A 26,376-nucleotide genomic window follows, 5' to 3' on the forward strand; every position below is an offset into this window, starting at 1 on the left:
GGTCCGCGCCGTGGCAGACCTTGACCGGGTTCTCGTTCTTGCCGGGGGCCTGTCCCCCGAACACGAGGTGAGCGTCCAGTCCGGGCGCAGCGTCGCCGACGCGCTGCGCCGCATGGGCGTGGAGGTCCAGGTCGCCGACGTCGACTCCACTCTCCTGGACCGGATCGCCGACGACCCGCCCCAGGTCGTCTTCCCCGTCCTGCACGGCTCGGCCGGCGAGGACGGCGTCATCCGAGAGGTCCTCGAACTGCTGGGACTGCCCTACGTGGGCGCCCGCCCCGAGGCCTGCCGCCTGGCCTACTCCAAGCCCACCGCCAAGGCGCTCCTGGCGGACAAGGGCGTGCGGGTGCCCCGCGGCGCGGCCCTGCCCAAGTCGGCCTTCCACGACCTGGGGGCTCCGGCGCTGCTGTCGCGTCTGACCGGCACGCTGGGCCTGCCGCTGTTCGTCAAGCCCGACCACGGAGGCTCCGCCTTCGGAGCGGCCCCGGTCGCCTCGGAGCAGGAGCTGTCGGCGGCCCTGGTCTCCTGCTTCGCCTACAGCGACTGCGCGCTGGTGGAGGAACAGGTCCAGGGCACCGAACTGGCCGTGGGGGTGCTCGACACCGGTGCGGGCCCTGTGGCCCTGCCGCCGGTGGAGATCGTCCCCGACGGCGGCGTCTACGACTACGCCGCCCGCTACACCGCCGGACGCACCGAGTTCTTCTGCCCGGCCCGCCTGCCGGAGGAGACCCTCGACAGGGCGAGGCGGACGGCGCTGACCGCCCACCGGGCCCTGGGCCTGCGCGACCTGTCACGCACCGATCTCATCGTCGGCGCCGACGGGGAGATCACCTTCCTGGAGACGAATGCCGCTCCGGGCCTGACCGAGACCTCCACCTTCCCGATGGCGGCGGCCGCCGCCGGGCTGGACTTCGCGGTGGTGTGCCGAGAGCTCGCCCACCAGGCGCTCCTGCGCGGCTGATCCGCGCCCGAGTGCCCCGCTCACCGGAGTCGGGGCTCTTTGGCATGCCCGGTGCCGGCGCGGGGGAGGGGACCGGCCGCGGGCCTTCGTCGCCTGGAGCGGGGGAGCGGGCCACGTCCGGCACCGGTGCGCGGTGGGGAGATCGACCGGACCGGGAGGGCGCGGTACGGACCTTCGCGCTCGACGCTGACGCAGAGCATCCTTGCGCCGCTCTGCGTGAAACTTATAAATCTACGCCGTAAAGGTGGCGGTTCTTTTCAATAAAAAAGAAAAGGAAACAAGGAGCGGCTACGCCGCACCTCTTCCTAAAAGAAGGTTCCATCCGGTGATCTTGCTCCTAGGTACAAGATCATTTCAGGACGGCATGTGGCCTGCCCGGTGATCTTGCTCCCAGGAGCAAGATCACCGGGCGAAAAGGCTCAGGGGGACTCGGCCGGAGGGGTGGTGCCCGGGTCGGCGGTGTCGGGGGCCGGGGCAGGAGTGCCCGGGTCCTCGGGCTGGGGGGCCGGGGGCTCCTCGGGTGCGGGGGCAGGTTCCTCGCCCCCGGTCTCGGGGTCGGGCTGCTGAGGCTGCTCCGTCTCGGGCTGCTCGGTCCGGGGCGACTCGCAGGAGCCGTGCTCGCAGCCGTCTCCGGGGGAGGAGGACGGTCCGCAGCCCGGTGCGTGAGGGTTGGCCCGGCAGGCGTCCGCGGTCGGACCGTCCGCGGGTTCACCGCTCTCGTCGACTGCGCCGGGCTCCTCGTCGTCGTGCTCGGAGGAACGGGGCCCGGCCGGAGAGCCCTCCTCCACGGATCCCTGTTCGGCGGGGGTGTTCTCGGCGGGTGCCTCCTCGACGTCCTGCGCGGGGAGGTCGATGCCGCCGGCGGGGAAGACCTGTGCGGGCAGCCCACCGCTGAGGGCCAGGTAGAGGAAGCCGGCCATGAGGCCGAACACCGCCACCGCCGCAGCGCTCTTCCACACGGACCGGGGGCGGTTGCGAGAGGTCCGGGAGCGGCGCCCCCGCGGAGGCGGTTGGGCAGCAGGAGAGGGCGGGGGCCCCGGTGGGGGAGCGGGGCGCACGGGGTCGTCCGATCGGCGTGGCCGCGGCGGGAACACGGCGGTCCCGGGGTGTCCGCCGCCGGGGGCGGCGGGGTTCCAGGGGCCCGGGCCTGCGGTGTCGGCTGCCGTGTCCTTGCCGGGATGGGCGGATCGGTCCGCCGGGTTCGTGTTCGTCGGGGCCGGCAGGACAGAAGGGGTGTGGCCGTCCGGGGGCAGCTGGATGCGTGCGGTGTCGGCGAGGACGGCGGAGCAGGCCTCCTCCAGGACCAGGGTGGGGGCCTGGGGCATCGGACCACGGCCGAGCAGCATGCCCAGGACCTCGGCCGCCGAGGGGCGGGAGTCGGGGTCCTTGTCCAGGCAGCGCTGCAGGAGGGGGAGCAGCCGCTCGGGGACTCCGTGCAGATCGGGCTGTTCTGCGAGAACGCGGTGGAGCACCGCCATGGTGTTGTCGCCGGAGAAGGCGTGGCGGCCCGTGGCGGCGTAGGCCATGACGGCGGCCCAGGAGAACATGTCGCAGGCCGGTCCGAGCTGGGCGCCCCGGACCTGTTCGGGGGACATGTAGGCGGGGGTGCCGGCCACGCTCGTGGTCTGCTGGGTCGCGTCGACGACGCGGGCGATGCCGAAGTCGATGACGCGGGGTCCGTCGGGGCCCAGGATCACGTTGCCGGGTTTGAGGTCGCGGTGGACGACGCCTGCCTCGTGGATGGCGGTCAGGGCGGTGACGGTGGCGATGGCGAGCCGGTCCAGGGCGGTTCCGGTGCGGGGGCCCTCGTCGCGTACGGCTTCGCGGAGGGTGGGGCCGGGGACGTACTCGGCTGCGATGTAGGGCATGTCCGCGTCCATGTCGGCGTCCAGTACCGCGGCCGTGCAGAAGGGGGCGACCCGTCTGGCGGCGTCCAGTTCCTTGGCGAAGCGGTGGCGCTGGGCGGTGTCGCCGGCCCAGGCCTGGGAGAGGACCTTGACGGCGGCGGGGGGTCCGTCGGGGGTGTGCGCGAGGTAGACGGTCCCCTGGCCGCCTCCGGCGATGCGTGCCGTGGTGGTGTAGGGGCCGATTCGTCGGGGGTCGGCAGGGGTGAGCGGAGTGGTCATGGGAGCGCCCTGGTCGTTGCGGAGTCGCTGGCTGCGGACTCCATCATCCACTTTGACGTGGGGATGAGCAGGTAAGGAGATCACTTTCGGGCAACGATCACCTCACTTTTTTCGGACAGCTGGTGGATTGGTTCGCATTTCACGCGAGCTGTTTTTTCTGTCGGTGATGTGCGGTCGGACCTTGATGCCCACGATGTCCCGGGGGGCGGCCGGGGATGGCTGGGCGGTGGCATGAGGCGGGGGCGGGTGGACGGTTATCGTTGGTTGTTTCCTACAAGCGGTGGGTGGGGGATGTTCGTGGAGGTGTCCGCCTGTGCCGCTGGTGTCGGGGTTTTCGGTGCAGGGGAGGGTGTCCATGCGGATCGGTGATCTGCTCGCGGTGGAGCGGTTGGATCTGAGGTTCCTGGTGGGGGAGGAACTGGCGGATCGCGAGGTGGAGTGGGTCTACACGACCGATCTGCTGGAGCCGGCGCGTTATCTGCGCGGTGGTGGGCTGGTGCTGACAGGGATGATGTGGCGCACGTGTGCGGAGGACTCGCGGACGTTCGTGGCGTCGGTGGTGTCGGCGGGATCGGTGGCGTTGGGGGCGGGGACGGCTCTGGGGGAGGTGCCGCCGGATCTGGTGGAGGCCTGCCGGGAGTTCGGGCTTCCGCTGTTGGAGGTGCCTGCGCAGACGGCGTTCGGTGCGGTCACCGAGGAGGTGCTGCGGGCCCGTACGCGGGAGCGGTTGACAACGATGGCGCGCAGCCGGGACCGGAGTCGGCGCCTGATGGCACAGGTGGCCTCGGGCGCGGATTTCGCGAAGGTGTTCGCGGAGTCGGCGGGGCAGGCGGGGCTGAGGGCGTGGGTGGTCTCGGGCAGCGGCCGTGATGTCGCGGGGTCGGGCGGGGTGCTGGCGCAGGACGACCGGGAGTGGTTGGCGGCGCAGGCCCTGGGTTGGTCGGAGTTTCCGCGCACGGTGCGGCTGGGGGGCGGGCGCGGTGCGGTGGTGACGGTGCTGGCGGTGCAGGGCGCACGCACGTGTGCGCAGGCGCGGTGGCTGCTGGTGTGTGAGGGCGAGCCGGATACGTGGGGTGAGGAGCTGGGCGAGGCGGTGGCCGAGCTGGGGGCGGTCGCCGAGGTGGCCCGTAGCCGCGCGGAGGAGCGTGTGGTGACGGCGGCGCGGCATCTGGAGGGTTTGTCGCGTCTGCTGGCGGCTCAGCGCCTGGAGGAGGCCGCGGCGCTGGTGCGCGGTGTGGGCGGGTCGGTGGATGCGGCTGTTGTGGTGGTGAGTGCGGCGGTGCTGCCCGGGCCGGTGGAGGAGGGCTCGGTGCTGGGTGTGGTGGCCGAGCTGGTGGCGGGCTTCGCGGGGGCGGTGGTGGCTCGGGACGGTGGTGGGGGTGATGTGCTCGCGCTGGTGCCGGAGGGGGATGCGGAGCGGGTGCGGGGTGAGGTGGTGCGGCGCTGCGGGGTGCTGGAGGCGGGGATGGCCGAGCGGCGGTTGGCGCTGGGGACGAGTGCGTCGGTGCGGGGTGTGGGGGAGTTGCGTGCGGCGGCGGTGGAGGCCCGCCATGCGCGGCGGTTGGCGGAGTTGCGCGGGGGGCGGTGCCGGGTGATCGCGGGCAGTGAGATCGATTCGCACGAGCTCTTGTTGGCGTCGGTGCCCGAGGAGGTGCAGGTTTCGTATCGGGAGCGGCTTCTGGGGCCGTTGCTGGAGTACGACCGCGATCATCGTTCGGAGCTGGTGGAGACGTTGGAGCGGTTCCTGGAGCATTCGGGTTCGTGGCAGCGGTGTGCGGCGGCGATGCATGTGCATGTCAATACGTTGCGGTACCGGATCGGGCGGGTGGAGGAGTTGACGGGGCGGGATCTGAGCACTCTGGAGCATCGGGTGGATCTGTTCCTGGCGTTGAAGCTGCGCGATTGAGCGCGGGGATGCCGGCCCTGGGGTGTGTTCGCCGGGTGCTCGCTCCGCTGTGTGCGTCCTAGGGTGTGGGGATGGTTCTGGACGAGGGAAAGATCGTGGGTGCCGACCTTGCCGGTGCGGATCTGCGGGATGCGGGGCCTCTGCCGGGAGGCGGGTCGCGTGTGTTGGTGGGCTGCGACCTGTCGGGGGCGGATCTGCGGGGAGCGGATCTGGCGGGGGCGGTGCTGACCGACTGCCGGCTGGAGGGGGCCCGGTTGGAGGGCGCGGACCTGGACGGGGCGGTCGTATCGGGGGGTGGGGCGGCGGGGGCGTCGTTCGCCTCGGCCGAGTGCGTCGATGCGCGGTTCGAGCGTGTGGATCTGGCCAATACGCGCTGGCAGGGTGCCCTCGTGACCGATGCGGTTTTCGAGGGGTGCCGGTTGACGGGGGCGCAGCTGACGGGGTTGCGCGGTGTGGGGTATCGGTTCGTGCACTGCAATCTGATGCTGGCGCGGTGCAAGGGCCTGGTGTTGCGCGGTCAGTATGTGGAGGGGCTTCGTCTGGACGAGGCCGATCTGTCGGGTGCGGATCTGCGCGAGAGCGTGTGGGTGGGGTCGCGGTTGCGGGGTGCTCGGCTGGTGGGGGCGCGTCTGGAGGGTGCGGATGTGCGGGGCGCGGACCTGGGAGATCTGTCGCTGGAGGAGGCCGGGTGCCTGCGGGGTGCTCTGGTGAGTGCGGTGCAGGCGGGGGCGATCTTGGCGGGGCTGGGGATCCGCGTGGAGTCCTGAGCCGGGGCCGGGGAGGCGGTTCGGGCGGTCTCGGACGGGTCGGGGCGGCGTCCGGGGTTGGCTACGATCGCTTGCGTCGCCCGCGCGTGTGCGGGCGCGTGGGCGCAAGAGGCGGAGGGTGAGGACGTTGGGTCCCCTTGAGAGCACTGATCCGGATCGTATCGGCAGGTACCGGTTGATCGGCCGGTTGGGTGCCGGCGGTATGGGTCAGGTGTTCTTCGGCCGGTCGGTGGGCGGGCGGGCCGTGGCGGTCAAGCGCATCCATCCGCACATGGCTGCCGATGCCTCGTTCCGTGAGCGGTTCGTGCGGGAGGTGACGGCGGCCCGTCAGGTCAGCGGTGCCTTCACCGCTCCGGTGATCGATGCGGGGCCCGAGGACGAGGTGCCGTGGTTGGTGACCTCCTATGTCCCGTCGCTGCCTCTGGACGATGCGGTGCGTGCGCACGGTCCGCTTCCGGAGGCGACGGTGAGGGTGCTGGCGGCGGGGTTGGCCGAGGCGCTGGCGGAGATCCACCGGGTGGGGTTGATCCATCGGGATCTGAAGCCGGGCAATGTGCTGCTGGCGCAGGACGGTCCGAGGGTGATCGATTTCGGTATCGCGCGTGCCACGGACGGGACGGCGGCGACGCAGTCGATCATCGGTACGCCGGGGTTCATGAGTCCGGAGCAGGTGCAGGGGGAGTTCTTGACCCCTGCGAGCGATCTGTTCGCCTATGGTGCGGTTCTGGCTTATGCGGCGTCGGGTGTGGGTCCTTTCGGTGAGGGCAGCATGCCGACGCTGGTGATGCGCATCATCAGCCGTGAGCCGGATCTGTCGGGGGTTCCGGAGTCGTTGCGGCACCTGGTGGCGGCGTGTCTTTCGAAGGATCCGGCTGGGCGTCCCGGGCCGGAGGAGATTCTGGACCATCTGGGTGATGTGCATGTGGGTGCGTCGTGGCTGCCGCCCGCGGTGATGGCGGGTGTGCAGGAGCAGGTGGCCAAGGTCAACGGTGCGTTGGAGGCGTCGGCGGCGGAGGGGGAGTCGGCGGGGCGTACCGAGGTGTTGGGGGCCGGTGGCGGGCAGGCCACCCGGGTGGTGCCGGTGGACGAGGGCGGTGCGACGTCGGTGCTGGGTCAGGGGCCGCAGCCGACGGCGCGTTTTTCCGGTGAGGAGGTGGCCGGGACGGGTGTTGCCGGGGCCGGTGGGGCGGTGAGGGGGCCGGAGACGGCTCGTTACGGTCAGGACGGCGGGCTCCCGGGCGGTGGTGGGGTGGATCCGTATGCGGATCTGTACCGGGACGGCGGGGGCGGGGCCTCGGGGAGCGGACGGCAGGCCGAGCAGATGCGGCAGGCGGAGCAGATGCGGATCGCGGAGCAGCAGCGGTTGGAGGAGCATCGGCGCCGTCAGGTCGAGCAGCAGCGCCAGGAGGAGCAGCAGCAGCGGATGCAGGAGCGGCGCCGCCAGCAGGAGGCCGAGCGTGTGCACCGTGAGCGGATGCGCGCGGAGCAGGAGGCGGCGCGGTTGGCGCAGGCCGAGGCGCGCCGTGCGCATCAGCCGGGGCTGTGGGGGTTTGTGAAGCTGTTGCCGCTGCTGGTGCTGCCGTTCATCCAGATTCCGTTGGGCTACGGTGCGGAGTTGGCGTGGTCGTGGTTGACGACGGAGACAGAGGTGTGGGCGGGTGCGCCCCATGTTTTCGAGCCGTGGAGCTGGGAGGGGTTCTGGCATGCGACGATGCTGGGTTATTTCCTGCTGAACAACTTGGTGGCGGCGGAGTTCCTGGTGCGGTCGTTGCGTAGTTCGTTCGTGACGGGTGCGGTGTTGGCCGTGGGTGTCGCGGCGGCGACGAACGGGCTTCTGTACAGCTTCGGTTTCTGGGGTTGAGTGGGGCCGGCGGAGGGGCGCCGGTGTTGTTGACATGGGGTTGAGCGCTGTCCGACGATGAGGCACGGCCGCCCCGGTCCGGATCCCGTCCTGATCCGGACCGGGGCGGTCGTGTGTTCTCAGGGTGCGGAGAGGCCGCCGTCGCTGTGCAGGAGGCGGCCGGTGATCCAGCTGCCGCGGGGTGAGCAGAGGAAGGCGACGAGGTCGGCGGTGTCGGTGGGGGTGCCCAGTCGTCGCAGGGGTGTGGCGGCGGTGAGTTCGCGGGCGAGGTCGGGGGTGATCCAGCCGGTCTGTACGGGGCCGGGGTTGATGACGTTGGCGCGTACGTCGAGGTGGGCGAGTTCGCGGGCGGCGGCCAGGACGATGCGGTCGAGGGCTCCTTTGCTGGCGCCGTAGGGCAGGTTGTGTGCGGTGTGGTCGCTGGTGAGGGCGACGATGCGGGGGCTGGTGTGGGTGGTGTCCAGGTGGAGGGCGAATTCGCGGATCAGTTGCCAGGTGGCGCGTGCGTTGACGGCGAAGTGGCGGTCGAAGCTCTCGATGGTGGTGTCGAGGAGGGAGGAGGCGACCGATTCGCAGTGGCACATGACGAGGGCGGTGGGGGTGCCCAGTTCGCTGCGGGTGCGCTGCAGTATCCGGGCGGGGGTGTCGGGGTCGGCGAGGTCGGCCTCGATGGCCAGTGTCGCGGCGCCGTGGGTGGTGAGGTCGTCGGTGATCTGTCGGGTGGCGTCTGGTTGGGCGCCCCAGGGCATACGTGCGTCGTAGGCGTTCCAGTGTGTGAGGGCGATGTCCCAGCCGTCGGCGGCCAGTTGGCGGGCGACGGCGGCGCCGATGCCTGCGGTGCGGCCGACGCCGGTGACGAGGGCGACGGGGCGAGTGGGTTGCATGGGTGGAATGGTCACAGGGGCGGGCGGGGCGGGCAAGTGGATTGTCTGAGGGTGTCGTTCTGATGGTCCGTCTGCGGGGTGTGGGCGGTCTCGGGGGCCGGGTTCTGGGTGCGGTCGCGGTGGTGGTTCTCCTCGGTTGGTTTCGCCTGTCCGGTGGAAAGGGGTTTGGGGGAGTGTGGGTAGACTCGCGGCGATTTGTTGACCGTTGAGAAAGAGCCCATGACCCTCTCTGTGTGCGGGACCGGGGTGTGCTGACCGGTGGAACCCGAGATCTGGGGCCTGCTCATGCTGGTCGCCGCTGCCGCGGGCTGGGTCGACGCGGTGGTGGGCGGGGGAGGGCTGCTGCTCCTTCCGGCACTGCTGGTGGCCGTTCCCTCCGCACCGCTGGCGACCTTGCTGGGAACCAACAAACTGGGTGCGGTGGTGGGTACGGCGTCGGCGGCCGTGGCCTATGCCCGCCGGGTCGAGCTGGATCGCGGGGTGGTGTGGCCCACGGCGGGACTGGCCCTGGTGGGCGCGGGGACGGGTGCGGCGCTGGCGGGGGCGCTGACCGCCGATGTGCTCAAGCCCGTCATCATGGTGGTGCTGGCCGGGGTGGCCCTGGTGGTGCATCTGCGTCCGGGGATGGGCGCGGTGGCCGATCTCCGTTCCCGTACCCGCGTCCGGGTGGTGGCGGCGGTGCTCCTGGCGGGTGCGGGGGTGAGTTTCTACGACGGGTTGATCGGCCCGGGGACCGGGGTCTTCCTCGTCATGGCCTTCACCGCGGTGCTGGGGATGGATTTCGTGTCGGCGTCGGCGTCGGCCAAGGTCGTCAACGTGTGTACGAATCTGGGTGCGCTGGCGGTTTTCGCGCTGGGCGGGCACGTGGACTGGTTGCTGGGGGCGGTCCTGGCGGGGTGCTCGGTGGTGGGTGCGCAGGTCGGTGCGCGTATGGCGCTGGCGCGGGGGTCGGGTTTTGTGCGGGTGGTTCTGCTGGTGGTGGTGTGTGCGCTGCTGGCGCGGATGGGGTGGGACGTCTTCGGGGGCTGAGCGGGGTGCTTTGGGGGGACCCTTCTGTGCGCGCCTGCTATAGGTAAGGCTAACCTGTCCTGGTCTGTTTGGTTGTGTTCCCTGCGTGGGGCGCGGCCACCGGTTCCAGCCCATCACCACCCGAGACGAACGGGGAAGCCGTGGCCTTGCGCGTGTCTGCTCTCGCGCCTCCCTCGCCGACCAGGCGTGTGATCCGGCCCGTGGGGCTCGTGGTCTGCCTGGCGGTTCTGGGCCTGTGTGCGCTGCTGAGCGTGACGGTGGGTGCCAAGCCCATCGCGGTCGCCGATGTGTGGGCGGCCCTGACCGACTACCGGGGCACCTACGACCACGACGTGATCCGTACGCTGCGTGTGCCCCGGACCGTGCTGGGGGTCTTCGTGGGGGCGGCGCTGGGGCTGGCGGGGGCCCTCATGCAGGCGCTGACCCGCAATCCGCTGGCCGAGCCCGGCATCCTGGGGGTCAATTCCGGTGCGGCGGCGGCCGTGGTGGTGGCGGTCTTCGTCTTCGGTGCGGGCGGTGCCGCGCTGGTGTGGCCGGCCTTCGCGGGGGCGGCGCTGGCGGCGGTGGCGGTCTACGCGCTGGGTTCGCGGGGGCGCTCCAGTGCCACGCCGGTGCGTCTGGCCCTGGCCGGGACGGCGGTCGCCGCGGTGCTGCAGGGGCTGGTGTACGGCGTGATCGTGCTCAACGACTTCGTCTTCGACCGTATCCGCTTCTGGCAGGTGGGGTCGTTGACGGGGCGCGACATGGAGATCTTCTGGCAGGTCGCGCCGTTCCTGGTGGTGGGTGTCATGCTGACGCTGTCGCTGGGGCCGTCCTTGAACGTGGTGGCGCTGGGGGACGAGCTGGCCTCGACGCTGGGCGGGCGCATCGGGCAGGTGCGGGTCCTGAGCGCGGTGGGGGTGATCCTGCTGTGCGGTGCGGCCACTGCCGCGGCCGGGCCCATCTGGTTCGTGGGTCTGGTCATTCCGCATCTGGCGCGTCTGGTCACGGGTCCCGACCAGCGCTGGCTGCTGCCCTATTCGGCGGTGCTGGGTGCGGTGCTGCTCACCGCGGCCGACACGGTGGGCCGGGTGGTGCTGCCCCGTTCGGAGCTGGAGGTGGGGATCATCACCGCGTTCGTGGGTGCTCCCCTGTTCATCGCGCTGGTCCGGAGTAGGAAGATGGCCAAGCTGTGACGACTTTGATTTCGGCCCGGTCGGCCGAGGGCGGTCGGGTCCGGTTGCGGACGGCGTGGGCGCTGCGCCTGTGGGGCGGGCGGGTGTCGGTGCTGGTGCGGCCGCGGGCGCTGGCCGTGGGGCTGGTGCTGGTGGCGGTCAGTGTCGCGGTGGTGGCGCTGTCGGTGTCGGTGGGTGACTACGCGATCCCCTTGGAGCGGGTTCCGGGGGCGATGCTGGGTTTCGGTGAGCGCCTGGACGTGTTCTTCGTGCAGGGGGTGCGTCTGCCTCGGGCGCTGACGGCGGTCGCGGTGGGTGCGTCGCTGGGGCTTGCGGGTGCGGTGTTCCAGAGCCTGTCGCGCAATGCGCTGGGCAGTCCCGACATCATCGGGTTCACCTCGGGTGCCGCCACGGGGGCGGTGGCGGCGATCCTGGTGTTCGGTGCGGGCCGCACGGTGGTGTCGCTGGGGGCGATCGGTGCGGGTCTGGCCACGGCCGCGCTGGTGTATCTGCTGGCGATGAAGGGCGGGGTGCAGGGTTACCGTCTGGTGCTGGTGGGGATCGGTGTGTCGGCGGTGCTGGGTGCGGTGCGCGATTATCTGATGACGCGTGCGGATCTGACCGATGCGATGGGTGCGCAGATCTGGATGATCGGCAGTCTCAACGGCCGCGGTTGGGGGGAGGTCGCTGCGGTGTGCGCGGGGCTGGTGGTGCTGGGTCCGCTTCTGGTGGGGCTGGGTCGGCGCCTGCGCTACATGGAGTTGGGGGAGGACACCGCGCGGGGTCTGGGTGTGCCGACCCAGGTCACGCAGGTGGTGGCGCTGGCGGCGGCCAGTGCGTTGACCGGTGCGGCCATCGCGGTGGCCGGGCCCATCGGGTTCGTGGCGTTGGCCGCTCCTCAGCTGGCGCGGCGCCTGGCCCGTAGCGGTGGGACCACGCTGGTGCTGTCGGGGCTGATGGGTGCTGCTCTGCTGGCGGTGGCCGACCTGGTGGCGATGCGGGTGCTGGCGCCCGCTCAGCTGCCGGTGGGGGTGGTCACCGCGGTCATCGGCGGGAGTTATCTGCTGTGGCTGCTGTACACCGAGTGGCGCGGCAACCGCGCCTGAGGCGTGTCTGCCGGCCCTGGTGCCGTTTTCGATTCCGGTACGAACGAGGAAGACCATGACCACTTCGGCGCACGCCTCCACCCGTCTGAACGGCAGCGGCCTCACGCTGGCCTACGAGCAGCGCGTCATCTCCCAGGATCTGGCCGTTGCGATTCCCGACAATTCCTTCACGGTGATCGTGGGGCCCAACGCCTGCGGGAAGTCGACGCTGCTGCGGGCCCTGTCGCGCACGCTCAAGCCCTCGCAGGGGCAGGTGCTGCTGGACGGCCAGGTCATCGGTTCCTATCCGGCCAAGGAGGTGGCGCGCCGGTTGGGGTTGCTGCCGCAGACCTCCATCGCTCCCGACGGTATCGGGGTGGCGGATCTGGTGGCGCGGGGCCGCTACCCGCATCAGGGGTTCTTGCGCCAGTGGTCGAGCCGTGACGAGGAGGTCGTGGCCGAGGCGATGGAGGCCACGGGGGTGGCGGCGCTGGCGGAGCGGTCGGTGGACGAGCTCTCAGGCGGCCAGCGCCAGCGGGTGTGGCTGGCGATGGTGCTGGCCCAGCAGACGCCCCTGCTCCTGTTGGACGAGCCCACGACGTATCTGGACATCGCCCATCAGATGGACATGCTCGACCTGTGTGCGCAGCTGCATTCCGAGCGGGGGCACACGCTGGTGGCGGTGCTGCACGACCTCAACCACGCCTGCCGTTACGCCACCCACCTGATCGTGATGAAGGACGGGGCGGTGGTGGCGGAGGGGGATCCGGCGTCGGTGGTGACCGCCGAGCTGGTCGAGTACGTCTTCGGGTTGCCGGTGCGTGTCATCGACGATCCCGAGACGCACACGCCGATGATCGTGCCGGTGGACCGGCGGCGGGCGGGCCGCTGAAGGGGAAGGGGCGCGGGGTGGTGCCCCGCGCCCCTCACGGTTGCCGTGTCAGGTGTCGGCCTGTGCCAGGCGCAGCACCAGGGACACCAGTTGGGCCAGGACCTCCTTGGCGGAGTCGCGGCGGCGTGCGTCGCACAGGAGCACCGGTACGTGCTGGGACACGTCCAGGGCTGTGCGCACGTCCTCGGGGCGGTGGGTGCTGTGGCCGTCGAAGCAGTTGACGGCCACGACGAAGGGGACGGCGCGCGACTCGAAGAAGTCGATGGAGTCGAAGGAGTCGGCCAGGCGCCGGGTGTCGGCCAGGACGACGGCTCCCAGCGCTCCTTGGACCAGTTCTTCCCACATGTAGGAGAAGCGGCGCTGTCCGGGGGTGCCGAAGAGGTACACCACGGTGGTGGGGTCGAGGGTGATGCGGCCGAAGTCCAGGGCCACCGTGGTGGTGGTTTTGTCCTCGACCCCTTCGAGGTCGTCGACGCCCACGCTGATCGAGGTCATCCGTTCCTCGGTGTGCAGTGCCTCCGTTTCGCTCAGGGAGGCCACCAGTGTGGTTTTTCCGGCTCCGAAGCCGCCGGCGACGACGATCTTGAGGGTGTCGGGCACGGGCCCGGCCAGGGTCGATTCGGTCACAGTCCACGTCCCGTCCATAGGGATTCAGAGCTCACGGATGCGCTCCAGTACCGAGCGCAGGGTTGCCGTGTCGGGTCGGCGGTATTCCCAGGAGGAGGTGTGTACGACCACGCAGCCCCGGTCGGCCAGGTCTGCCAGCAGTACGCGTGTCACTCCCAGGGGCAGTCCCGCGCGGGAGGCCACCTCGGCGACCGAGAGCGGGTGCACGCACAGGGACACGATCAGTTCGAGTTCGGGGTCGGCTCCGGAGGGGAGTGATCCGGGCACCGACACGACCTGGGCGGTCAGGGCCAGGTCGGTGCGGGAGGGCCGGGTGCGTCCGCCTGTGAGCGAGTAGGGGCGCATCAGGTCCGCGTCGGGGGGCCATTCCTCGTCGTGTGCGGACATGGGGCTCACTCCTTCCGGGTGCTGGTGTGCCGCGGCAGTGCGGACAGGTGCGGGCCGACCTGGCGTACGAGGCGGTTGATCTCGAAGGCGGCCTGGCCCATGTCGCAGGTGGATTCGGTGATCAGGGTCAGTGAGGCGCCCTGGCCGGCGGCCAGGACGAAGAAGAACGCGGTGTCCATCTCCACGACGGTCTGGCGCACCTGGGAGGCGCCCAGTTGGGTGCGGGCTCCGCGGGCCAGGCTGGCGAAGCCTGCGGCGATGGCGGCCAGGCGTTCTCCTTCGTCCCGGTCCAGGCCGGGGGAGGCCGACAGGAGGAGTCCGTCGGCCGACAGCAGCAGGGCGTGGCGTGCGCCGGCGACCCGTTCGACGAGGTCGCCCATGAGCCAGTCCAGGGTCGCGGCGGGGGACTGTGTGTCCGCTGTGCCTTCAACCGGTGTCGACATCGTTGTTCGCCTTCCTGTGGGGCTGGTCGTCGTCGTGGTGGGAGCGGCCGCGCAGTGATCCTGCCTGGAGGGCGTTCATCATCGACCGGATCTCGGTCAGGGGCCGTTCCCCGGTGGGGGGTGGTGCTGTCGGGGGCGGAGGTGCGGGGGTGCGGCGGCGCCGTACCGGCAGTCCCTTGTAGGTGTCGCCGGTGGGATCGGGGGTCGGGGGCGGATCGGAGACCGGTGCGGGGCCCGGGCCGGGAGGCGGGGCGGTCGGGGTCGGGCGCTTCCGGGGGTCGGTGGTGTGCGCGGGCCGGGCCTGTTCGTCGGTCAGGGTGTGCTCGGGCAGGTGCAGGTGGGCGTGCACGCCCTCGGGTTCGGCGGCCTGCAGACGGACGCGCAGGCCGTGGTGTCCGGCGATGGTGGCGACCACGAACAGGCCCAGGGGGGAGTTCTCGCGCATGGAGGCCAGGTCGAAGCGGGGCGGGTCGGCCAGCAGGGCGTTGGCCTGTTCGAGCTGGTCGGGGCCCATGCCCAGGCCGCGGTCGGTCACGGTGATGCGGCAGCCCGCGCCGGGGGTGTGTTCGCCGCTGACGAGGACCTCGGTGCCGGGCGGGGAGAAGGCGGTGGCGTTCTCCAGGAGCTCGGCCAGGAGGCGTACCACGTCGGAGGCCACGCGGCCGTGTACGGCTGCGGCGGGCAGGTGTTGGGGGCGGACCCGGGTGTAGTCCTCGATCTCGCTGGCGGCGGCGCGGACGGCCTCGTGCAGTCGTACGGGTGTGTGGTGGCGGCGGGTGGGGGTGTCGCCGCTGAGCAGCATGAGGTTTTCGGCGTTGCGGCGCATCTGGGTGCTGAAGTGGTCGATGCGAAAGAGCGATTCCAGGATTTTGGGGTCGGTCTCGTCGCGTTCGAGGCGGTCCAGGAGGGCGAGCTGGCGGTGGACCAGGGACTGGGTGCGCCGGGCGATGTTGCGGAAGACGGCGCGGACGCCCGCGCGCAGGCGGGCCTGTTCGACGGCGGCGGTGACGGCTGCGTGCTGGGCGGTGTTGAAGGCGCGGGCGACGTCGCCGATCTCGTCGTTGTGTTCGGTGTGTACGGGGGGTACCTCGGTGTCGGCGTCGATGTCGTGGCCGGCGTGCAGCCGGGCGGTGACGTCGGGCAGGCGCTGGTGGGCGTGTTCGAGGGTGGCGGTGCGCAGGCGGTTCATGCGTCGGGCCAGGCGTCTGGTGGCCTGGGCGGTGAGGGCGATGGAGGCCAGTGCGGCGGCCAGGGCGGGGATGCTGACGAGGAGTGTGCTGCGGGTCAGGTCGGTTGCCTGCCGGTTCGCGGTGTCGGCGGCGTGGCGGGCCTGGGTGTGTTCGAGGCCGCGCATGCGCTGGTCGACGGCTTCGGCGGCGCCTTGCCAGGCGGAGGTGTTGACGGGGAAGGCGGTGGTGTTCTGGGGTGGGTGGGCGACGATGGTGTCCTGCATGAGGTAGACGCGCTGCAGGGCGGAGTAGGAGTCGAGTTCGAGGTAGGTCTGGGCGTCGCGGGCTTTCAGTCCGGTGCCGATCTGCTCCCATGTGTAGGCCTGGGCTCCGGCGGCGGCGACGAACTGGGCGTGGGCGGTGGGGGTGAAGGTGTCGGTGGCCACGGCGTGTGCCAGGACGGTGTCCTGGCGGTTGAGGAGTTCGCGGGTGCGCATGAGGGCGGTGAGGGCGCGCATGTGCGGTACCTGGTCGCTGTGGGCGCGGGCGGTGAGGGAGTCCCATACCTGGAGGCCGAGGTGGATGGTGTCGGTGTAGGCCTGGGCGGTGGCGGCGGGGGAGCGTTGGGCGGGGGCTCGGGCGTCGGTGTGGGTGCGGTGGTTGTCGAGTCCTTGGAGGAGTTGGCGGAACTGTCGGGCGGAGGCGGGCAGTTCGTCGGGGGTGAAGCGGTCGAGGGCGTTGTCGAGGTCGTGGACGGCGGTGTCGGTGTCGTGGCGGGCCTGTCGGAGGGTGTCGGCGGTGGTGGGGGAGCCGTTGGCCGATTCCATGGTGGCGCGGCGTTCGCGTTGGAGTGCGCTGATGGTGTCGGCGGTGGCCAGGCCGATGTGTTCGGTGAGGGCGGCGGTGGTGCGCAGTTCGCGGATCTGGCCGGTGAGGTGGGCGGCCAGGAGTGCGCACACGAGCAGCAGCAGGGTGCTGGGGACGAGGACCAGCGTGATCATGCGGGCGCGGAGCGACCGGCGCTTGTCGTGTGCCATGGGCTCGTTTTCGGGGAGGGGGAGGGCGGGGGAGAAAAGAAAGAGGGGATTGCCCTCCGGAGGGGGGTTGTTCCGGATTTTCCCTGAGTGAACCGCTTGTGCGGGGGGTGGTGCAAGTCCGCGGTGGCGGCGGGGGCCCTGTGGCGGGTGTCGGCGCAGGTCAATGGCCGGGGCTCAGGTTGGTAACGGACTGCCCGGCTGTGAATCCGTGTGGTAAATGCGGTTGTTTCTCCCGCGCATTCAAATCAGACAAAGAGGTGCTTTTATCGCATTGGTCGGGGGAGGGGCCTGCCGGCGCCCGGGCCGGGGCCGGCCCGGGGCGTCTCAGCGCAGGCGCGCCCGGCGCATCTTGCCCGAGGCGGTGCGCGGCAGCTCGGGAACGAAGTCGATCCGCTCGGGCGCGGCATGGGTGGCGAAGCGCTCGGCCACCCACGCCTTGAGCTCGCGGGCCAGCTCCCCGCCCTCCTGGGCCCCTGCCTCGAGGACCACCCGCGCCGCCACCAGCTGCCCGGCCAGTTCGTCGGGCAGCGAGTAGACGCCGCACTCCTGGACGGCGGGGTGCTCGGACAGGACCGCCTCGACCTCGCTGGGGCCCACCCGGTAGCCGCGGCTGAGGATCGCCCCGTCGTCGCGTGTGGAGAAGAACAGGCGCTCCTGCCGGTCCAGGATGCCGGTGTCACCGGTCAGGTAGTAGGAGCGGTCGGGGGTGAAGCGCAGCCGGGAGGCCGAGTCGTTGTCCAGGTACCCCTCGAACCACGCCAGCGGGCTGCGGGCCAGGTCCAGTGCCACGCGCCCGTAGGCGCCCAGCGGGGCGGGCTCGTCGGTGAGGGCCTCCAGGACCGACACCTTCCACCCCGGCAGGGCGGGGCCGATCGATCCGCGCGCCGGTTCGGCGCCGTCCTGGCCGGTGTCGCCGTTGGGTACGCCCACGCACCAGCCCAGCTCGGTCTGCCCGTAGTGGTCGCGCACCGGGACACCGAAGACGTCGCGGACCCAGTCGGTCACGTCGGGCGCCAGCGGCTCGCCGAAGCTGGCCATGCGCTCGACCACGACCTCGGGCGGCAGCGTCTTGGTGGCCGCCCGCAGGGTCCGGTAGGTGGTGGGGTCCGAGGCCAGGTTGGTCACCCCGTACATCCCCAGCACGTCCAGGGTCAGTTCCGGGTCGAAGAACCCGGCGCGCAGGGCCAGGGAGGCATGGCCGGCCAGCAGGGGGGAGATCAGCCCGTGGTAGAGGCCGTAGGCGGTGCCCGGGGCGGCGGTGTTCCAGTACACGTCCTGGTCGCGCACCCCCAGCCCGTGGTGGTGGTAGGAGTGCATGGCCGCGAGCGCGCGCACGGGAACCGGCACGCCCCGGGCCGGTCCGACGAGGCTGGAGACGTAGAGCAGGGCCATCAGCCCGTCGCCGCCGACGGCGGCGTCGTCGACGGCCGCGCCGGGGCGTGCCAGGTCGGTGAGGGTGCGGTCCCCGTCGCGCAGGGGGGCGGGGCCGGTGGTGGCGACCTGCCAGGCGGGGGAGGGGGCGTCGAGCTTGGCGCGGTTGTCGTCGTCGGCCACGACCAGGCGGGCGCCCGAGCCGATCAGCCGCTCCTGGACGGCGGAGGGGGCGAAGGAGGACAGCAGGGGGACCAGGACGGCGCCCAGGCGCCAGACGGCCAGGGCCGTGACGGTGAGGTCGATGCCCTTGGGGACGAGGGTGGCGACGCGGTCGCCGGCGGTGATGCCCGTCTCGGCCAGGCCCGCGGCCAGGGCGCGGGAGCGTTCGGCGAGTTCGCCGAAGGTCAGGGTGGTGGGGGCCAGGTCGGGGCCGATCTGGGTGGTGGCGACGCGGTCGGGGTCGTGGCGGTCGCACAGCAGGTGGGCCACCGATGTGGCGGGGGAGTCGTAGGTGGCGAGCCAGTCGCGTATGCGGTGCGCCGGATCGGGCATCGGTGGTCATCCTCGTTTTTGGTGGATTGATGGTGTGGGGAGGGGTTGTGTCAACACTATGCCCATCTGTGAGGTGGGCCTCACTCGTCACCGGGTTCGGGCATGGGCGATGATGTCGGGATGAATGCTGCTGTGGCCGCGGAGCGGCTTGGTCTCGGTGAGGATGTGCGCGCATGGTTGGCGGAGGCCGAGGGCCTGGCCGACCCGGCAAGGCCCCTGGACCTGCCCTCGGGGGCGCGGGCCGAGCGGGTGTGGGACCTGTTCGCGCTGGAGCCGGAGGACCGCGCCGAGGTGGCGCGGCTGTGGCCGGGGCCGCAGGGGCAGGGCTGGCCGGAGGAGGCCTGGTACGTGGCGGTGTGCATGTACCGGCGCCTGTGCGCGGACGCGGATCTGCCGGTGGGGCGGTGGCAGGACTGGCCGGCGCTGGTGGAGGCCGGTGACCCGCGGGTTCGGATGGCGGCGCTGGTGGCGTTCGCGGCGATGGTCGAGGCCCAGTACGAGGCGCATGCGGCGCTGGGTGTGGACCCGTCGGTGACCGGGGCGACGCTGGCCGACGTGGGGGTGCAGATGGCGCGGTCGCGCAGGATGTTCGGCCGCCTGTCGCTGGAGACGGCCTCGTGGGTGGCTGTGCAGTTCCGCGGGGGCCTGTACTGGGTGGGCGGCCTGCAGTTGGAGCCGAACGTGCTGGGCGAGCAGGGCGAGGTGGAGTGGTATCCGCCGCAGGAGGCGCGGGAGCTGGGGCCCGGGATGGGGGTGGGTGACCCGGTTCTGCGCCTGCACATCCCGAACAAGGGGCTGGACCCCGCGTCGGTGGACGATGCGCTGGCCCGGGCACGGGGTTTCGCCAGGGCGCACCTGGGGTGCGACCCGGTGGTGGCCACGTGCACGTCGTGGCTGCTGGACCCGCAGTGGGCGCAGGTGTTGGGGCCCGATTCCAACATCGTGGCGTTCGGGCGGCGGTTCACGCTGGTGGGGAAGGGGCAGCCGGGGGAGTCGGACGTGTTCCGGTTCGTGTTCGGCATGGCGCGGGTGGACGTGGAGGCCGCCTCTCGGCGGACGCGGCTGGAGCGTGCGGTGGTGGACCGGTTGCGGGCCGGGGATCGCTGGTGGGTGCGCACCGGGTGGCTGCCGCTGGCGTGAGGTGCGGTTCAGGTGCGGGGCGGCGGGATGCGGTCGGTGGCGGTGAGCGGCTGGTGGCCGGTGCCGTCGCAGTCGGTGCAGGTGCGGCGGGTCAGGGTCTGGCCGACGGTGAGGTGCCGGGGCGGCTGGGCGTCGGCGCGTGCGTGGATTGCGACGTGGGTGCCGTTGCCGGTGCAGGTGCGGCACAGGGTGCGGATGAGCATGTGCGCAGGATAGGCGGCGGGGTGCGGGGGTGGTGGTGAAGTGGCCCGGATCGCCTGCGGGGAGGGCCTTCCCGCCGGTTACTTGACATAATGTACATTATCGGCGCTGTGGAGGGGAGTGGGGTTGCGGTGGAGGCCGTACAGCGTCCCTTGCGGCTGCTGGGCGTGTGTGGTCCGGTGCGTGAGGCCGTCGGCGCGGTCGGCTGCCCGGGGTGCGGGGCTTCGCGTCCCGAGGCCGGCGGGGCGGAGTCGTGAGGCGCATCCGCTCGCGGGGCCGTCTCGGGGGCGTCGCGGTGTCCTTCCGCCGTTTCGCCGCAGGAGCGCGGGCCGTGCCGGGGCCGTGTCCGTGCCGGTGAGCTGTTACCTCGCCGGTGGCGGGGAGATCGGTCCCTGTGCGGGCGGGCCCTCCCCGACGTTACGCACCGTGGTGCCGGGGAGTCTGCCGGTTTTTGATGCATAACATGCTTTATGCATCATTTGTATGCTTTTGCGAAGGTGTCGGTGTGCCGTTTTTTGCGGACGGTCTTCTGCGGGCGGACCGCCGGAGCCGTGGGGCACCTGGCCCGCACCCCGGGCGCGAGCTCCTCGCACGCCGACGCCCCCTGCCGCGCGGCAGGGCCTCTCCCCCGCCGAAGCCGCAACCCCACACCAAATATCACTTTCTGTAATTAAGTGAATGCTCTCGGGTGCCTCTCTCCTGTCGGTCGAGCAGTCCTCGGGTGCCGCGGCACCGCGGATCGGGGATGCTGTGGGCATGAGCGTTGAACAGGGGTCCGCGGCCGCAGCGGTCGAGCAGTACCTGGTCGCCAGACGGGCCGCCAAGCTCTCCCCCCACACCGTGGCCGCCTACCGGCGCGACCTGCGCGGAGTCCTGGAGTGCGTGGCCCGGCTGCGCGGTGTCGCGGTCGGACAGGTGGCGTTGGCCGACCTGGACGCGACCGCGCTGCGCGGGGCCTTCGCCGAGTACGCCGCCGAACGGGCAGCCGCCAGCGTGGTGCGGGCGTGGTCCACCTGGAACGGGTTCTTCGACTTCTGGGTGTGCGAGCAGGTCGTGGCGGGCAACCCCATGCCGGCGGTGCCGCGGCCGCGGGTGCGGCCCTCCTCCCCCAAGCCGCTGCGGGGCGAGGACACCCCCGAGCGTCTGCTGGAGGCGCTGGCGCGCGGTGCCCGCAAGGCCCGGGACCCCTGGCCCGAACGCGACCTGGCGGTGCTGGCGCTGGCGCTGCTGACGGGGATGCGCTCGGCGGAGATGCTCGCGCTGCGGGTGGACTCGGTGTCGGGGCGCCGGGGCGAGCGGCGGGTGTGCGTGGTGGGCAAGGGCGGCGGTGAGCGGGTGCTGCCGATCGAGGCGCCGCTGGAGGCGCTGCTGGAAGAGTACCTGCGTACGCGGCGGGAGCGTTTCGGTGCGGTGGGCGGCGGCGATCCGCTGCTGGTGGACAACCGGGGGCAGGGGCTGCGCAGGGGCGGGCTGCAGTACCTGGTGAAGCAGTGCTACAGGCATGCGGGTGTGCACGACCGGGTGGCGCGGGGGACGCTGGTGCACGCGCTGCGGCACACGTTCGCCACGCGTCTTGCCGAGGACGGGGCGTCGGTGAGCGAGATCATGCACCTTCTGGGGCATGCGTCGGTGGCGTCGTCGCAGGCCTACATCGAGGTGACGGCGCGTGCGCAGCGGGAGGCGGCGTCGGCCAACCGCACCTACGGGGTGGTGCGGCGCCTGGTGGCCGATGCGCAGGAGGCGGAAGGGGCGCGGGGCACTTAGGCCCTGTCGTGTGGACCGTCTCGGGCCGCACGGCCGCCCCCGAGGTGCGGTTCCGGGCAGGAAGATCGTGTTCTACATCCGGAGTACTAGGCTGTCGTTGTGCAGCAGATGACGATCTCCTCCATCAACGTGAACGGGCTTCGGGCCGCGGCGAAGAAGGACCCGGGTTTCCTGCAGTGGCTGGCGGCCACCGATGCCGATGTGGTGTGCCTGCAGGAGGTGCGGGCCGAGCCCGAGCAGTTGCCGGCCGGGGTGGTGGCGCCCGAGGGCTGGCACGTGGTGCTGGCGCCGGCGGCCGCGCGGGGGCGCGCGGGGGTGGCGGTGTTCTCGCGGGCGGAGCCCGAGGCGGTGCGGGTGGGCTTCGGCGAGGCCGAGTTCGAGGACTCGGGCCGGTATGTGGAGGTGGACCTGGGGCCGGTGTCGGTGGCCAGCCTCTACCTCCCCTCGGGCGAGGTGGGCACCGAGCGCCAGGAGGAGAAGGAGCGGTTCATGGAGGCGTTCCTTCCGTTCCTGGTCAAGCGGCGCATGGAGGTGGAGGCGCAGGGCCGGGACCTGGTGGTGTGCGGGGACTGGAACATCGCGCACCGCGAGGCGGACCTGAAGAACTGGCGGGGGAACCTGAAGAACTCGGGGTTCCTGCCGATGGAGCGGGCGTGGCTGGACCGGGTGCTGGACGAGGCGGGCTACGTGGACGTGGTGCGGGGCCTGTATCCGGACCAGGAGGGGCCCTATTCGTGGTGGTCGTACCGCGGGCGGGCCTTCGACAACGACACGGGGTGGCGGATCGACTACCACATGGCGACGCCGGGGCTGGCGGAACGTGTCGTGGAGGGCCGGGTGGAGCGTTACCGGGATCGTGCGGAGCGCTGGTCCGATCATGCGCCGGTGACGGTGCGCTACCGGTTGGTGTGAGGGAGGGTGCCGGGTATGGGTGTGCCGATCGTGCTGGTGCACGGCCTGCGGTTGTCGGGGAGCATGTGGCGTCCGCAGGTGGAGCTGCTCCGGGCCCAGGGGCGCACGGTGGTGGCGCTGGATCTTCCCGGTCACGGGTCGCGGCGGGGTGAGGACTTCACGCTGGGCCGTGCGGTGGACGCGGCGGTGGACGCGATCGACTCGGTCGGCGGTCGTGCGCTGCTGGTGGGGTTGAGTCTGGGCGGGTTCGTGTCGATCGCGACGGCCTCCGCCGCTTCGCAGAAGGTGGCGGGGCTCGTGGCGGCGGGGTGCACGGCCAAGCCGGCGCAGCTGCTGGCACAGGTGTACCGGATCCCGGCGGTGCTGATGGACCGGTTGCCGGACAAGGGGGCCACGCTCAACGAGCGGTTCCACCGGTTGACGCTGCGCGACGGCGCGGTCGAGGCGGTGCTGGACGGGGGGTTGGCGGTGGAGGCGGCCACAGCGGTGATCGACGAGGTCTCGGAGATGGACACGTTGTCGGCGCTGGCGTCCTACGGGGGGCCGGTGTGGTTGATCAACGGGGCGCGTGACCATTTCCGGATCCATGAGCGGCTCTTCTTCGACGCCTGCGCCGACGGCCGGCTGGTGAACGTGCCGCGGGCCGGTCACATGGTGAGCCTGGACCAGCCGGTGAACTTCTCGCGGATCGTGGCGGATGCGGCTGATGTGGTGGCGTTGCGCGAGAGCGGTTCTCCGGAGCTGGAGCCCGGCGGAGGCTGACCGGGGCCGTGTCGTGCGGGGGTGGCTGTGGCCGCCCCCCTTTTTTTGTGGGGTCAGCCGTGGACCGGGGTGCTCCGGGCGGGTGGGCGGGTGGGGTGGCCGGGGCGGGGCCGTTCGGGCAGGTGGAAGAAGACCATGGGGTTGTGGTGGCCGGGGTGGATGGGGGTGTCCATGCCCAGCAGGGCGCGGGTGCGGCGCAGGGCCTGGTGGGTGTGGGGGGCGCGGGCAGCCGAAGCGGTGAAGTAGCTGGTGGTGTTGTTGGTGAGCCAGGTGAGCAGGAGGGCGCCTTCGGTGAAGGGCAGGGCGTAGCGCTGGTGGAAGACGTCGTGGACGCTGACGGGGATGTGCGGGGGCAGGGCGGGCAGGAGGTGGTGCAGGTACCAGCGGGCGAACCAGCCGTTGCGGGTGGCGTCGATGAACAGGTAGTCGGTGTCGGCGGGGATGCGGGCGGCCTTGGCGCGGACGTCGCCCTGGGTGTGGGTCCACCTGTCGCGGGCCAGGTGGGGCGGGACGTGGGCGGCGGCGTGGTCGGTGGTGTCGAAGGTGTGGAGGTGGCCTGTGCCGTTGTCGTGGAGGGCGTGGAGGATCCAGGTGGTGGCCCAGCCCTGGTGGGTGCCGATCTGCACCACGTTGCGGGGGGTGTGGTGGCGTAGGAGGAGGTAGGTGATCTCGGCTTCGATGTCGTCGAGCTGGGGGGTGTGGTCGGGGTTGTGGTGGTGGCGCATGTGCTCGCGGACGCGGGTGAGGTCGTCGCTGTGGGTGCGGTAGAGGGTGGTGATGTGGTCGAGGGTGATGGCGGGTGCGGGCATGGATGTCCTTGCGGGTCCTGGTCCTGTGGCCGGGGCCCTGTTGCTTGGACTGTCGCGCCGGTGGCGGCGCGAGCATCCGAGAAACAGGGATGTTGCCGAAAGTAGCAGAACCGTGTCTCTGTGTTGGGTTCTTGTGGCCGTGTCGCCGGCGGATCGGGGGTGGTGGTGAGGGTCCTCCCCCACTGCCGGGTTTTCGGCAGCTGTCTTCGGATGTGAGAGTTGTTGCAGCTGAGGCCGGGAGGGTGTGGTGCGGGAGCGTTCTAGGGTGGGCGGGTGGACAGCAGTGATACGCCGCGCGGTCTTGCGGCAGACGGGACGGGAGAGCCTGCCGGGGGCGGGCTCGCGCACACGCTGAAGCGTCGGCACATGGCGCTGATAGCGATCGGCGGGTCGGTGGGGGCGGGGCTCTTCATCGGATCGGGGTCGGTCATCCAGTTGGCGGGTCCGGCGGCGGTGGTGTCCTACGTGCTGGCCGGTGCGCTGGTCTTCTTCACCCTGCGTGCGCTGGGCGAGATGGTGGTGTCGGTGCCGGCGGGGGGTTCGTTCTCGGACTATGCGCGGTTGGCGTTCGGGCCGTGGGCGGGTTTCACCATCGGTTGGGTGTACTGGTGGATGTACGCGGTGCTGGTGGCGGCCGAGTCGGTGGCGGGGGCGTCGATCCTGGCGGGATGGGTGCCGGGGGTGCCCGCGTGGGCGCTGGCCCTGGTGGTGCTGCTGTCGATGACCGTGGCCAACCTGGTGTCGGTGCGGGTGTTCGCCGAGACCGAGTCGCTGTTCTCGCTGGTGAAGGTGGCCACGATCGTGGCCTTCCTGCTGCTGGGAGCGCTGTGGGCGCTGGGGTGGTGGCCGGATGCCCCCGGCGGGGTGTCGAACCTGTGGGAGCACGGTGGGTTCGCGCCTCGCGGGTGGGTGCCGGTGCTGGCGGCGACCGTGGTGGTGCTGTTCGCCTTCGGCGGGGTGGAGATCGTCACGGTGGCGGCCGGTGAGAGCGACGAGCCCGACCGGGGTGTGGCGTTGGCGGTGACCAACGTGCTGTGGCGGATCGGCCTGTTCTACGTGGCGTCGATCCTGGTCGTGGTGGTGGTGCTGCCCTGGAGTGCGGTGGACCCGGGTGTGAGCCCGTTCGTGGCGGTGATGGAGCACATCGGGGTTCCGGGGGCGGCGCTGGCCATGGAGATCGTGGTGTTCGTGGCGGTGCTGAGCGTGCTCAACGCGGCGATGTACACGTCGTCGCGGATGCTGTTCACCTTGACGCGTCAGGGGGATGCGCCGCGGTTCTTGCGGGTGGCCAACCGGCGGGGTGTGCCGGCGCGGGCGATCGTGCTGGGAACGGTGGTGGGTTATGCGGCGGCGCTGGCCGAGTACGTGTGGCCCGGGCGGGTGTTTCCGTTCCTGGTGGCTTCGATCGGGGCGATTCTGCTCGTCCTGTTCCTGACGGTGTGCGCCTCGCAGTTGGTGGTGGGGGCTCGGGTGCGTCGGCGTGAGCCCGAGCGCCTGTCGCTGCGGATGTGGGGTTTTCCGTATCTCACATGGGCGGTGCTGATCGGGCTGATGACGGTGCTCGTGGCGATGCTGGTGATCGAGGAGCAGCGTTTGTCGCTGTTGGCGTCGCTGTGTTCGGTGGGGGTGGCGCTGGTGGCCTACGGGGCGCGGCGGCGGTGGGGTTCACCGCCCTCGGACCGGGTGCTGCGGGTACCGGGGCGTCCGGGCGCGGACGGGTTGCGCAGGCGCCCGGATGTGCCTGGGGACTCCTGAGGGCACGACCTCCGGGTCGGCGGGGGCGCCCGGGGCGGAGGAGGTCGCGGCGGGGCCGTGGGCGGGGCCTCGGTGGCTCGCTCTGGCGTGCTCCCTGCGGCTTCTGAGGTGGTTCTGAGGGGTTCTTGCGGGTGCGGGCGAGTTGGGTGGGGTTGGTGTTCTGGTGTGTTTTGTCGCTAGGGTGCTGCGCAACCACTGAGAGGAGCACCCCCCGTGCGACATGTCGTCGGCTTCCTGTCTGGTCTGCTTCTGGGACCTTTGCTGGTGTTGGCCTGTGGCTGGGCCTTTGAGCATCTGCGTGTGCTCCATGGGGCGCAGGGCAGTGTGTTGCAGGGGTCGGGGCCGCTGGTGCTGGCCGGTATGGCCGCCGTGGGTCTGCTCGTGGCGCTGCTGGCCGTGCCGGTCCGGGTGACGCCGATGCTGCCGGTGTCGGTGTCGCTGGTGCTGCTGGGGCTGACCGCGGTGGCGCTGGTGCGGATGCACCTGTTGGAGCGGCTGCCCTCGCTTCCGGGCAGCGACGGTGCTCTGACGGCGCTGGCGCTGGGCGGTTTCGTGCCGCTGGCGGTGGTGTTGGCGGCGCCGCTGTTCGTGGGTGCCCGGTGGCGTGCCTCCCGTGACGAGGAGGACGCCGAGGAGGAGGAGTACTTCGAGGACCTGTACGAGGAGGAGCCGCAGCGGGGTGCTGCTGCGGCCCGGGCGGAGCGGGAGGAAGCCGATTCCGACCAGCACGTGCCTCGGCACCGGGCCTGAGGGTGCGCTGACACGGCGAACGGGGCCCG

The 26,376-nt window shown here is 71.4% G+C and carries 23 protein-coding genes; 14 read left to right on the forward strand and 9 right to left on the reverse strand.

Going from position 1 to position 26,376, the window contains the following annotated elements; translation table 11 throughout:
• Positions 1 to 10: 10 nt before the first annotated feature.
• Positions 11 to 961, forward strand: a complete 951-nt coding sequence (locus tag FHS13_RS09080; protein ID WP_184290412.1) for a D-alanine--D-alanine ligase — start codon at positions 11 to 13, stop codon at positions 959 to 961.
• A gap of 419 nt (positions 962 to 1,380) precedes the next feature.
• Here the strand turns inward: FHS13_RS09080 and FHS13_RS09085 are convergent, their stop codons facing one another.
• A complete protein-coding gene (locus FHS13_RS09085) occupies positions 1,381 to 3,087 on the reverse strand; it encodes a protein kinase domain-containing protein (RefSeq protein WP_184290414.1) in 1,707 nt (568 codons plus the stop codon).
• A 355-nt stretch (positions 3,088 to 3,442) separates the two neighbouring features.
• On the opposite strand from FHS13_RS09085, the gene FHS13_RS09090 reads away from it, so the two are divergent.
• The 3 genes from FHS13_RS09090 (at position 3,443) to FHS13_RS09100 (ending at position 7,621) form a co-directional block, all read left to right on the forward strand.
• Entirely contained in the window at positions 3,443 to 4,993 is a 1,551-nt protein-coding gene (locus tag FHS13_RS09090; protein ID WP_184290959.1) for a PucR family transcriptional regulator, read from the forward strand.
• Positions 4,994 to 5,064: 71 nt separating this feature from the next.
• Positions 5,065 to 5,760, forward strand: a complete 696-nt coding sequence (locus FHS13_RS09095) for a pentapeptide repeat-containing protein (protein ID WP_184290416.1) — start codon at positions 5,065 to 5,067, stop codon at positions 5,758 to 5,760.
• A 118-nt stretch (positions 5,761 to 5,878) separates the two neighbouring features.
• On the forward strand, positions 5,879 to 7,621 hold the full coding sequence (locus tag FHS13_RS09100; RefSeq protein ID WP_343064962.1) for a protein kinase domain-containing protein: 1,743 nt from the start codon (positions 5,879 to 5,881) through the stop codon (positions 7,619 to 7,621).
• A gap of 119 nt (positions 7,622 to 7,740) precedes the next feature.
• Here the strand turns inward: FHS13_RS09100 and FHS13_RS09105 are convergent, their stop codons facing one another.
• Positions 7,741 to 8,505: an SDR family oxidoreductase gene (locus FHS13_RS09105; RefSeq protein ID WP_184290421.1), complete on the reverse strand. Its 765-nt coding sequence runs from the start codon at positions 8,503 to 8,505 to the stop codon at positions 7,741 to 7,743.
• Positions 8,506 to 8,763: 258 nt separating this feature from the next.
• Here FHS13_RS09105 and FHS13_RS09110 point away from each other — a divergent pair, with 258 nt between their 5' ends.
• From FHS13_RS09110 to FHS13_RS09125, 4 genes are all read left to right on the forward strand, one after another.
• The gene (locus FHS13_RS09110) at positions 8,764 to 9,534 is read left to right on the forward strand and encodes a TSUP family transporter (protein WP_184290423.1); all 771 of its coding nucleotides are present in this window, start codon (positions 8,764 to 8,766) and stop codon (positions 9,532 to 9,534) included.
• Between the two features lie 140 nt (positions 9,535 to 9,674).
• Complete coding sequence (locus FHS13_RS09115; RefSeq protein WP_184290425.1) at positions 9,675 to 10,709, forward strand: iron chelate uptake ABC transporter family permease subunit; 1,035 nt, start codon at positions 9,675 to 9,677, stop codon at positions 10,707 to 10,709.
• Positions 10,706 to 11,794: a FecCD family ABC transporter permease gene (locus FHS13_RS09120; protein WP_184290427.1), complete on the forward strand. Its 1,089-nt coding sequence runs from the start codon at positions 10,706 to 10,708 to the stop codon at positions 11,792 to 11,794. Before FHS13_RS09115 ends, FHS13_RS09120 begins: the two co-directional genes overlap by 4 nt.
• Before the next feature lie 55 nt (positions 11,795 to 11,849).
• Positions 11,850 to 12,665 carry an ABC transporter ATP-binding protein gene (locus FHS13_RS09125; protein WP_184290429.1) on the forward strand — a complete coding sequence of 272 codons (816 nt, stop codon included), beginning with the start codon at positions 11,850 to 11,852 and terminating at the stop codon, positions 12,663 to 12,665.
• Between the two features lie 48 nt (positions 12,666 to 12,713).
• Here the strand turns inward: FHS13_RS09125 and FHS13_RS09130 are convergent, their stop codons facing one another.
• From FHS13_RS09130 to FHS13_RS09150, 5 genes are all read right to left on the reverse strand, one after another.
• Positions 12,714 to 13,310: a GTP-binding protein gene (locus FHS13_RS09130; protein ID WP_184290431.1), complete on the reverse strand. Its 597-nt coding sequence runs from the start codon at positions 13,308 to 13,310 to the stop codon at positions 12,714 to 12,716.
• 6 nt (positions 13,311 to 13,316) lie between these two features.
• Positions 13,317 to 13,679: a DUF742 domain-containing protein gene (locus FHS13_RS09135; RefSeq protein WP_184290433.1), complete on the reverse strand. Its 363-nt coding sequence runs from the start codon at positions 13,677 to 13,679 to the stop codon at positions 13,317 to 13,319.
• 5 nt (positions 13,680 to 13,684) lie between these two features.
• Positions 13,685 to 14,122, reverse strand: a complete 438-nt coding sequence (locus FHS13_RS09140; protein ID WP_184290435.1) for a roadblock/LC7 domain-containing protein — start codon at positions 14,120 to 14,122, stop codon at positions 13,685 to 13,687.
• On the reverse strand, positions 14,106 to 16,328 hold the full coding sequence (locus FHS13_RS21695) for a sensor histidine kinase (RefSeq protein ID WP_184290437.1): 2,223 nt from the start codon (positions 16,326 to 16,328) through the stop codon (positions 14,106 to 14,108). Before FHS13_RS21695 ends, FHS13_RS09140 begins: the two co-directional genes overlap by 17 nt.
• Positions 16,329 to 16,652: 324 nt before the next feature.
• Entirely contained in the window at positions 16,653 to 18,254 is a 1,602-nt protein-coding gene (locus FHS13_RS09150; RefSeq protein ID WP_184290439.1) for an AMP-binding protein, read from the reverse strand.
• 120 nt (positions 18,255 to 18,374) lie between these two features.
• Between FHS13_RS09150 and FHS13_RS09155 the strand changes: the two genes are divergently transcribed.
• On the forward strand, positions 18,375 to 19,394 hold the full coding sequence (locus FHS13_RS09155) for an acyltransferase domain-containing protein (protein WP_184290441.1): 1,020 nt from the start codon (positions 18,375 to 18,377) through the stop codon (positions 19,392 to 19,394).
• A gap of 8 nt (positions 19,395 to 19,402) precedes the next feature.
• On the opposite strand, the gene FHS13_RS09160 is transcribed toward FHS13_RS09155, so the two are convergent.
• On the reverse strand, positions 19,403 to 19,597 hold the full coding sequence (locus FHS13_RS09160; RefSeq protein WP_184290443.1) for a hypothetical protein: 195 nt from the start codon (positions 19,595 to 19,597) through the stop codon (positions 19,403 to 19,405).
• A gap of 754 nt (positions 19,598 to 20,351) precedes the next feature.
• Between FHS13_RS09160 and FHS13_RS09165 the strand changes: the two genes are divergently transcribed.
• From FHS13_RS09165 to FHS13_RS09175, 3 genes are all read left to right on the forward strand, one after another.
• Positions 20,352 to 21,359, forward strand: a complete 1,008-nt coding sequence (locus tag FHS13_RS09165; RefSeq protein ID WP_184290445.1) for a tyrosine-type recombinase/integrase — start codon at positions 20,352 to 20,354, stop codon at positions 21,357 to 21,359.
• A gap of 108 nt (positions 21,360 to 21,467) precedes the next feature.
• Positions 21,468 to 22,271, forward strand: coding sequence for an exodeoxyribonuclease III (locus FHS13_RS09170; protein WP_184290961.1), 804 nt, complete (start codon positions 21,468 to 21,470; stop codon positions 22,269 to 22,271).
• 15 nt (positions 22,272 to 22,286) lie between these two features.
• Entirely contained in the window at positions 22,287 to 23,033 is a 747-nt protein-coding gene (locus FHS13_RS09175; protein WP_184290447.1) for an alpha/beta fold hydrolase, read from the forward strand.
• Between the two features lie 53 nt (positions 23,034 to 23,086).
• Here FHS13_RS09175 and FHS13_RS09180 read toward each other — a convergent pair whose 3' ends face one another.
• Positions 23,087 to 23,842: a class I SAM-dependent methyltransferase gene (locus FHS13_RS09180; protein ID WP_184290449.1), complete on the reverse strand. Its 756-nt coding sequence runs from the start codon at positions 23,840 to 23,842 to the stop codon at positions 23,087 to 23,089.
• A gap of 366 nt (positions 23,843 to 24,208) precedes the next feature.
• Here FHS13_RS09180 and FHS13_RS09185 point away from each other — a divergent pair, with 366 nt between their 5' ends.
• Positions 24,209 to 25,597 (forward strand): amino acid permease, encoded by a 1,389-nt coding sequence (locus tag FHS13_RS09185; protein ID WP_184290450.1) that lies wholly within the window; start codon positions 24,209 to 24,211, stop codon positions 25,595 to 25,597.
• Between the two features lie 213 nt (positions 25,598 to 25,810).
• Entirely contained in the window at positions 25,811 to 26,347 is a 537-nt protein-coding gene (locus FHS13_RS09190; RefSeq protein ID WP_184290452.1) for a hypothetical protein, read from the forward strand.
• The last annotated feature ends 29 nt before the right edge of the window (positions 26,348 to 26,376 follow it).

Source organism: Nocardiopsis algeriensis (genome assembly GCF_014203695.1).
Classification (GTDB): Bacteria; Actinomycetota; Actinomycetes; order Streptosporangiales; family Streptosporangiaceae; genus Nocardiopsis; species Nocardiopsis algeriensis.